1 protein-coding gene is annotated in these 10,143 nt (G+C 64.3%); it reads left to right on the forward strand.

Going from position 1 to position 10,143, the window contains the following annotated elements; all coding sequences use genetic code 11:
- Positions 1-151: 151 nt before the first annotated feature.
- Positions 152-10,143: peroxidase family protein (locus tag A0O30_RS13095; protein WP_105946785.1), on the forward strand; the 9,992-nt coding region annotated here is incomplete at its 3' end.

Raw genomic sequence — 10,143 nt, forward strand, 5'->3', positions numbered from 1 at the left:
CTTTCGAGAAATGAGGCTGGGGCGCCAACACAACAGCGTTGAGCCGCCGAGCCCTTAAAAAGAACCAGATACTGCGCACGTCAACACTGACTGGGCGCGGGAAGGACCCTGTTGCCCTGTGATTTCTCTTGAATGATCGAGGGCAATTGAAATGGCCAATTTCAGCAAGTCGGACCTGGAATTCATCCTCAAACAGATCTTCATCGCCGAAGCCCACGCAGATGGCGCCAGCCTGATCGACCTGCTGCCCAACAGTCAGGTGCCGTTCGGCCTGCGCACCGTGGATGGCAGCTTCAACAACCTGGTCGCCGGGCAAAGCGAGTTCGGCGCCTCTGACAACGCGTTCCTGCGCCTGCTCGATGCCTCCTACCGCGCCAACTATGTGGGCACCGGCAATGTCGTCGATTCGCAACCGCGCACCATCAGCAACCTGATCGTTGACCAGACGGCGAACAACCCGGCTGCGGTCGAGGCCAATGGCGGCGCTGCCCCGGTGATGAGCCCGGGTATCGATGGGGTGTTCGGCACCGCTGATGACAAGCCTGTGTTCTTCATCCCCAACGTCTCGCCCGACGTGGGCCTGACGGCTGGCTTCAACGCCTGGATGACCTTCTTCGGCCAGTTCTTCGACCACGGTCTGGACCTGGTGACCAAAAGCAGCACCGATATCGTGTTCATTCCGCTGCGCCCGGACGACCCGCTGTTCGTGGCCGGCAGCCCGACCAACTTCATGGTGCTGTCACGCGCCGTACGCACCGCCGGCGCCGATGGCGTGGTGGGCACCGCTGACGATAGCCAGACCAACACCACCTCGCCGTTCGTCGACCAGAGCCAGACCTACAGCTCGCACCCCTCGCACCAGGTGTTTCTGCGCGAATATGCGTTGAGTGCCGCAGGCGACCCGGTGGCCACCGGGCGGTTGATCACCAACCGCGACCTGGGCGCGGACGGCAAGTTCGGCACGGCTGACGATGGCAACAGCGAGAATGGCGGCATGGCCACCTGGGCGGTGGTCAAGGCTCAGGCCCGTGACATGCTGGGTATCAACCTGACCGACGCCGACGTGCACAGCGTGCCGCTGCTGGCCACCGATGCCTATGGCAACTTCCTGCGCGGGCCCAATGGCATGCCGCAGGTGGTGATGCGGGTGAACAATGGCGCCGACGGCATTGCCGGCACGGCCGACGACGTCACCCAACTGGTCGAAGGCGACCGCAACGCGCCGATCAGCCTGGCCAACGCCGTGAGCACCGGGCATGGCTTCCTTGACGACATTGCCCACAACGCCGCGCCCGTGGTGGTGGGCGGTGTGTTGCAGGCCGATGCCGACACCGCAGTAGGCAACGCCCAGCCAGTTGGCCCAGGCGGCAACAATCTGACCTACGACAACGAACTGCTCGACGCCCACTACATCGCCGGTGACGGCCGGGTGAACGAAAACATTGGCCTCACGGCCGTGCACCATGTGTTCCACTCCGAGCACAACCGCCTGGTACAGCAGACCAAAGACACCTTGCTGGCCTCGGGCGACCTGGCGTTCCTCAACGAGTGGCTGGTCGACGATGTCACCGCCATCCCCACCACGCCAGCCGGCATCGCCGCGCTGGTATGGGACGGCGAGCGGTTGTTCCAGGCCGCCAAGTTCGGCACCGAAATGCAGTACCAGCACCTGGTGTTCGAAGAGTTCGCGCGCACCATTCAGCCGCAGATCGATGAGTTCCTGGCCCCCAACGGCTACGACACGTCGATCAACCCGGCCATCCTCGCCGAATTCGCCCACGTGGTGTACCGCTTCGGCCACTCGATGCTGACCGAAACCGTCGACCGCTTCGACCCCGACTTCAACCCTGTGTCGGGAGACCCCGCCAACCCGGATCAGCAACTGGGCCTGATCGCCGCCTTCCTCAACCCGCTGGCCTTCGCCGGCAGCGGTGCCACCGCCGACGAGGCAGCCGGTGCGATCATTCGCGGCGTGACCCGCCAGCTGGGCAACGAAATCGACGAGTTCGTCACCGAAGCCCTGCGCAACAACCTGCTTGGCCTGCCGCTGGACCTGCCTGCGCTGAACATCGCCCGTGGCCGTGACACCGGTATCCCCAGCCTGAACGAGGCGCGCCGCGAGTTCTATGCCGCAACCGGCGACAGCCAGCTCAAGGCCTACATCAGCTGGGTCGATTTTGCCGACCACCTCAAGCACCCGGCGTCGCTGATCAACTTCATCGCTGCCTACGGCACCCACGCCACCATCACCGGGGCCACCACCGAAGCGGCCAAGCGCGCCGCCGCCGTGGCGCTGGTGCTTGGCGGCGACGGCGCACCTGCCGATCGCCTGGACTTCCTCAACAGCACCGGCGCCTATGCCAACGTGACGCTGGCCGGCAAAGACGGTATCGCCGGCACGGCCGACGACATTGCCGGCGTGACGGTGACGGGTGTCGACGCCATCGACTTCTGGGTCGGCGGCCTGGCCGAGAAGAAAATGCCCTTCGGCGGCATGCTGGGTTCCAGCTTCAACTTCGTCTTCGAAACCCAGCTGGAAGCGTTGCAGAACGGTGACCGCTTCTACTACCTGTCGCGCACGGCGGGCATGAACTTCGGCACGGAACTGGAGAACAACTCCTTTGCCAAGCTGATCATGGCCAACTCCGACGTCACCCACCTGTCCAACACCGTGTTCCTCACGCCCACCTTCACCCTGGAGGTGAACCAGGCCAACCAGTTCACCGGGCTGGGTGCCGACGGCAAGGCCGACCCAACGGGCGGCATCGAAATCAACGGCGTGGAAATCGTACCGCTGGTGATTCGCGACAACCCCGATACCGTCGGGCCTGACAGCAACTACTTGCACTACACCGGTGAAGACCATGTGGTGCTGGGCGGCACTGCCGGCAACGACATCATCATTTCCGGCGAAGGTGACGATACCGTTTACGGCGATGCCGGCGACGACGTGCTCGAAGGCGGCGCAGGCAACGATGCCGTACTGGGTGGCGCAGGCGACGACATCATCACCGACTCGTTCGGTGACAACCGGCTGGAGGGCAACGCCGGTAATGACGTGATAGTCGCCGGCAGCATGCTGGCGGCCGGCAACCTGATCCTGGGCGGCGACGGCCAGGACTTCATCATCACCACCGAGGACATTTCCACCACCTTCGGTGGCCAGGGCGATGACTTCATCCTCGGCGCCAAGACCAACCTGCCACCCACCGGCAACGAGGGCGACGACTGGATCGAGAAGGGCACCCAGGACGGTGCGCCCGGCGACAACTTTGCGCCGCTGCTGGGTGACGAAGTGGTCGGCAACGACATCTTCGTCGGTGGCGGTGGCTTTGACGAAATGATCGGCGAGGGTGGCGATGACATTTTCGTCGGCAGCGATGCCCAGGACAAGATGGACGGCATGTCCGGCTTCGACTGGATTACCAACAAGAACGACAAGGTCGGCGTTACCGTTGACCTGAGCCTAGCCGCGCTGGCCCAGCCCCATGGCAATGCGCCAAACCAGAACGCTGGTGTATTCAACCCGGTCGGCGCCTCGCCGGCCAGCATCCTCGACCGCTTCGCCGAGGTGGAAGGGGTGTCCGGCTCGAACTACGCCGATGTGCTCAAGGGCGATGACGTCGATGCCGTGACCATCCTCAACCATGGTGGTGCCACCGGCAGCGCCCTGACCAACGTGGCACTGATCCGCGGCCTGCAGCAGTTCCTGGCCGATGCCGGGTTGCCGACCACCGGCTTTGCCACCGGCAACATCATGCTCGGCGGCAATGGCAGCGACCTGATCGAAGGCCGTGGCGGCGATGACCTGATCGATGGCGATAAATGGCTGAACGTGCGCATTGCGGTGTATGCCCCAGGCGACGTCAACCACACCGGGCCAGAGATCGCCAGCTTCGACAGCATGGTCGACATGATCCCGTTCATGCTCGACCGCACCTACAACCCAGGTCAGCTCAAAGCCGTGCGGGAAATCCTGCCGGGTACCTCGACTGGCGGCGCGGCCTTTGACACCGCCATATACTCGGGGGTGCAGAGCGAGTATGTGGTGACCCAGAACACCAAAGGCACCGCCGACGTTGCCGATGACGTGTGGACGGTGACCGATACCGTGGCCGGCCGCGATGGCGTGGATACCCTCCTGCACATCGAACGCCTGCAGTTCGCCGACAGCCAACGCGTGCTGGTGGGAGGGGTGAACGCGCAACCCACCGGCAGCCCGACCGTGCTCGATGGCAACGGCGGTGCGATCACTGTGGGTGACATGCTGACAGTGAGCGTGGCGGGCGTGCTCGACGCCGACAACATCAGTGCGGGCAACCCGACCGGCACGCTTGCCGACCGTTCGGTGTCGTACTACTGGCAGTTCGAAGCCGACCCGGGCAGTGGTGTGTTCCAGGACATCATCCTGCTGCCGGCCGGCGACCTGGCGTTCCAGAGCGCCGACGGTACGTCGTTCAAGGTGTCGCCAGACCTGGCCGGGCTGAGCCTGCGGGTCAAGGCGATCTACCAGGACGCCCATGGCACCACCGAAGTGCTGTTCTCGCAGCCCACGGCCGTGGTACAGCCGGGCGCACCTGTGGTGCCGACCCCGGCCACCCCGGTTGTGGATGCCACTGCTGGCGGGGAGGGGCTGCACATGGTGCGCTCCGACCTCAACTTCATCCTTGCCCAGATCAAGATTGCCGAGGCTGATGCCGCCGGGCAGGACATCCTCTCGCTCATCCCCAACATCCGTGCACCACTGGGCCTGCGCGCGGTCGATGGTTCGAACAACAACCTGATGAACCTCAACGGTAACAACAACACCCAGTTTGGTGCTGCCGACAACGTCTTCCCGCGCTTGACCGACCCGGTGTTCAACCCGGCAGAAGGTGCCCCGGCCGGCTTCTTCGGCCCAGGCTCGCCGGCGATTCCCGGCTCTTCGTACCAGCAGACCAGCGGCCCGGTGTTCGACTCGCAGCCGCGTGTCATCAGTAACCTGGTGGTCGACCAGACCTCCAACAACCCGGCGGCCTATGCCACCGCCTATGACCCGGGTGCGGATGGCGTGCTCAACTTCGGCACGCCTGGCAATGACGACGTGCTCAAGGATGGCGTGCGCATCGTCGCCAGCCCAGGCATGGATGGCCAGTTCGGTACCACCGACGACCACGATGTGTACCTGTTCGAAAACACTGCCGCTGATGCCGGGCTGTCTGCGCCGTTCAACGCCTGGATGACCTTCTTCGGACAGTTCTTCGACCATGGTCTGGACCTGGTCACCAAGGGCGGCTCGGGTACCATCTACATCCCGCTGCAGCCGGATGACCCGCTGTACGTGGAGGGTGGTTTCACCAACTTCATGGTGGTAACCCGTGCCACCAACCTGCCAGGGCCGGATGGCATCCTCGGCAACGCCGATGACATTCACGAGCACACCAACACCACCACGCCGTTCGTGGACCAGAACCAGACCTACAGCTCGCACCCCTCGCACCAGGTGTTCCTGCGCGCCTACATCATGACCGATGATGGCCCTGTCGCTACAGGCCGCCTGATCACCAACCGTGACCTGGGCGCCGATGGCAAGTTCGGCACCGCCGACGACACCGAAATCGGTGGCATGGCCACCTGGAAGGTGGTCAAGGCCCAGGCCCGCGACCTGCTCGGCATCAACCTGACCGACGCCGATGTCGACAACGTGCCTTTGCTGGCAACCGACGCCTACGGCAACTTCATCAAGGGGCCGAACGGCTATCCGATGGTGGTGATGAAGGGCCTGGACGGCATTGCCGGCACGGCCGATGACCAGCAGGTCGAAGGCAACCCACTGGCGCCGCTCGACCTGACCAATGCCGTGCGCACGGGGCACCAGTTCCTCGCCGACATCGCACACAATGCCGTGCCGGTGTTCAGCGGTGGCGTGCTGGCGCCGGATGCCGACAACGTGGCCGGCAACGCCGTGCCCGTCAACCCGCAGACCGGTGCCAACCTGGCCTACGACAACGAACTGCTGGATGCGCACTACATCGCCGGTGATGGCCGGGTTAACGAGAACATCGGCCTGACCGCCGTGCATGCCATCTTCCACTCCGAGCACAACCGGCTGGTGGCGCAGACCATTGACACCGTGCTCGACTCGGGCGACCTGGCGTTCCTCAACGAGTGGCTGCTCAACCCGGTCACCGCCTTGCCGGCCACCCCGGCCGAGATCGACGCGCTGGTATGGAACGGCGAACGCCTGTTCCAGGCAGCCAAGTTCGGTACCGAGATGCAGTATCAGCACCTGGTGTTCGAGGAGTTCGCCCGTACCGTGCAGCCTCGGGTCGACCTGTTCTTCGCCCCGACCCAGGTGTACGACGTGGACCTCGATGCGTCGATCGTGGCCGAATTCGCCCATACCGTGTACCGCTTCGGCCACTCGATGCTGACCGAGACTGTCGACCGCTTTGACGTCGACTTCAACGTCATCCAGGACCCGGCCAGCGCCAACCCCGAGCAGCAACTGGGCCTGATCGCGGCGTTCCTCAACCCGCTGGCCTATGCCGCCAGTGGCGTCACCCCCGAGGATGCCACCAGTGCCATCGTGCGCGGGGTCACCCGCCAGGCCGGTAACGAAATCGACGAGTTCGTCACCGAGGCGCTGCGCAACAACCTGCTCGGCCTGCCGCTCGACCTGCCGGCGATCAACATCGCCCGTGGCCGTGATGTCGGCATCCCCTCGCTGAACGCCGTGCGCCGCGACATCTTCGGGCAAACCGGCGACACCCAGCTCAAGCCGTACACCAGCTGGGTCGACCTGGTGCAGCACCTGAAGCACCCTGAGTCGCTGATCAACTTCATTGCGGCTTACGGCACCCACAGCAGCATCACCGGTGCCACCACCCTGCTGGAAAAACGCGCGGCGGCCATGGCCCTGGTGTTCGGCGGCGATGGCGCGCCGGCCGATCGCCTGGACTTCCTCAACAGCAGTGGTGCCTGGGCCAACGTGACCCTGCCGGGCAAGGATGGCGTGCTGGGTACCGCCGATGACCTGAAGGCTGTGACCGTGACCGGTGTCGATGCCATCGACCTGTGGATCGGCGGCCTGGCCGAGGCGAAAACCCCGTTCGGCGGCATGCTTGGCAGTACCTTCAACTTCGTGTTCGAAAACCAGATGGAGAAACTGCAGGACGGTGACCGCTTCTACTACCTGGAGCGCACCTCTGGCCTGTCGATGAACGCCGAGCTGGAAAGCAACTCGTTCGCCAAGTTGATCATGGCCAACACCTCGGCCACCCACCTGCCGGGCCTGGTGTTCTCCGACCCGGGCTTCTACCTGGAGCTGGACCAGAGCAAGCAATACAACGACGGCCTGGGCAACGCCGACCCGCTGGGCGAGAACGGCGAGCAGGTGGTGTTCCGCGACAGCCCGCTGACGGCTGGCCCGGACACCAACTACATCCGCTATGCCGGTGCCGAGCACATCGTGCTGGGCGGCACCAACGGTGACGACATCCTGGTGTCCAGCGAGGGTGACGACACGGTCTGGGGCGATGGCGGCAACGACCGCATCGAGGGTGGCGACGGCAACGACCAGCTGCGCGGTGGCGCCGGCGACGACATCATCAGCGACATGGGCGGTGACGACAACATCCAGGGCGGCGACGGCAACGATGTGCTGCACGGCGGCAATGGCGTCAACCTGATCATCGGCGGTTTCGGCAACGACTTCATCGTCACCGGTGAGGACGCTTCGGAAGCCATTGGCGGCCAGGGCAACGACTTTATCCTGGGCAGCAAGGCCAACGAACAGGACATGGGTAACGAAGGCGACGACTGGATCGAGAAGGGCACCTCGGACGGTGCGCCTGGCGACAACTTCGACCCGCTCGGCAACGACCCGGTCATCGGCAACGACGTGTTCATCGGCGGCAACGAGAACGACAAGTTCAACGGTGAAGGCGGCGACGACATCATGGTCGGCAGCCTGGGCTTCGGCGACCGCTATATCGGCGGCTCCGGCTACGACTGGGCGACCTTCAAGGACCTGGCCCAGGGCGTGACCGTCGACTACAGCGATCGCTTCTTCGATGTGCCGCCGGTACCGGGCTCGGGCGCGTCGGCGCTGGTGCGCTTCGACATCATGGAAGGCCTTTCCGGCTCGTCCCATGGCGACTTCCTGCGCGGTGACAACGAAGACGCCGCGAGCCTGCCGACCAATGGCGCCACGGGCAGCGTGCTGACCAACATCAACCTGATCAATGGCCTGTCCAGCCTGCTGGCTGCCGGGGCGACGTTCTACGATGGCGGCAACATCATCCTCGGCGGCAGCGGCAGCGACCTGATCGAAGGCCGTGGTGGGGACGACATCCTCGACGGTGACAAGTGGCTGAACGTGCGCATCAGCGTGCGCGCCAACAGCGACGGCACCGGCCCGGAAATCGCCAGTTTCGACAGCATGGAGCCGATGGTGCCGTTCATGCTCAATGGCACCTACAACCCGGGCCAGCTGGTTATCATCCGGGAGATCCTCAATGGCACCGACAGCTACGACACGGCGGTGTTCTCGGGGGTGGCCACCGACTACAGCGTGGTGGTCGATGGCAACGCGGTGATCGTCACCGACCTGGTGGCCGGGCGTGATGGTGTCGACCGCCTGACCGGTATCGAGCGCCTGCAGTTCTCTGACCGCTCGCAGGCGTCTGGTGTGGGCACAGCCGTGAACGCCGGCCCTACGGGGCACCTGGCGATCCTCGATGCGGCCACAGGTTTACGTGACGATACTCCCGTCAGTGGCCAACTGCTGCGTGTAACACCGCTGGCAGTGCGCGATGCGGACAACGTCAGTGCGGCCAACCCTACCGGCGCAGTCAACGGCCCGGTAGCGTACTACTGGCAAGTCGAAACGCTGCCGGGGTCGGGGGTTTACGAAGACATCACCTTCGTTGCTGCAGGCGAGGTCTCGCGGGCCATTGGCACCACTTACCGCGTAACCGATGACGTGGCCGGCTTGAGCATCCGCGTTCGCGCGGTGTATCAGGACGCCAAGGGCACGCTGGAAATCGTCGACTCGTCGGCGAACAGCGCGCCGAGTGCCGGCCCGACCGTGACCGGGTTGCTGGTGCAGAACCAGACGTTGACGGCCAACACGGCAACCATCGTCGATGCTGACGGCCTGAGCAACCCGCAGTTCACCTTCCAGTGGCAGTCCAACCGGGGCCTTGGTTGGGTCAACATCGCTGGCGCCATCAGCAGCACCTTTGTCCTGACCCAGGCGCAAGTGGGGCAGAACATGCGCGTGGTGGTGAACTACGTGGATGACTTTGGTGTGCAGGAAAGTGTTGCCTCCGACATCCTCGACCCGGTGGCCAACGTCAATGATGCACCGACGGGTGCGGTGTTGATCAGCGACACCACGCCAGACATCGGGCAGACGCTGACGGCACTTACCGGCAGTATTGCCGACCTGGATGGGCTGGGGGCATTCAGCTTCCAGTGGCAGCAAGGTACTGGCGGCGTCTTCAGCGACATCGTGGGTGCCACTGCGGCCAGCTTCACCCCGGGCCTCAACCAGGGCGGCCAGCAATTGCAGGTGATTGTGCGTTACACCGACGCCTTCGGCACCCAGGAGTCCCTCACCTCGGCTGCGACAACGGCAGTACCAGGGTTGACGCTGGTCGGCACCAACGGTGCTGATATTCTGATTGGGAGTTCGGCCAATGATGTGATCTCAGGCCTGGACGGCGCCGACCAGCTGTTTGGTGGGCTTGGCAACGACATCCTCGATGGTGGGCTTGGCGCAGATGCCATGACCGGCGGCGGCGGCGACGACACCTTCGTGGTCGACAACGTCGGCGACACGGTGAGCGAGGCGCTCAACGGTGGCGTCGACCTGTTGCAGACCAGCCTGACCGGCTACATTCTGCGTGCCAACGTCGAAAACCTGACTTATACCGGGGTGGGCAACTTCACCGGTGTGGGTAACGCGCTGGACAACATCATCGTTGGCGGTGCCGGCAACGACGTACTCAATGGTGGTGAGGGTGCCGACCGGCTGGTGGGTGGTCTCGGCAACGATACCTACCTGGTGGATAACGCTGGGGATCTGGTTATCGAAGCTGCGGGGGCGGGTACGGATACCGTGCGTACTACGCTGGCTGGCTACATCCTGCGTGCCAA

The sequence above is a fragment of the Pseudomonas sp. LLC-1 genome (assembly GCF_002992185.1).
Lineage (GTDB): Bacteria > Pseudomonadota > Gammaproteobacteria > Pseudomonadales > Pseudomonadaceae > Aquipseudomonas > Aquipseudomonas monteilii.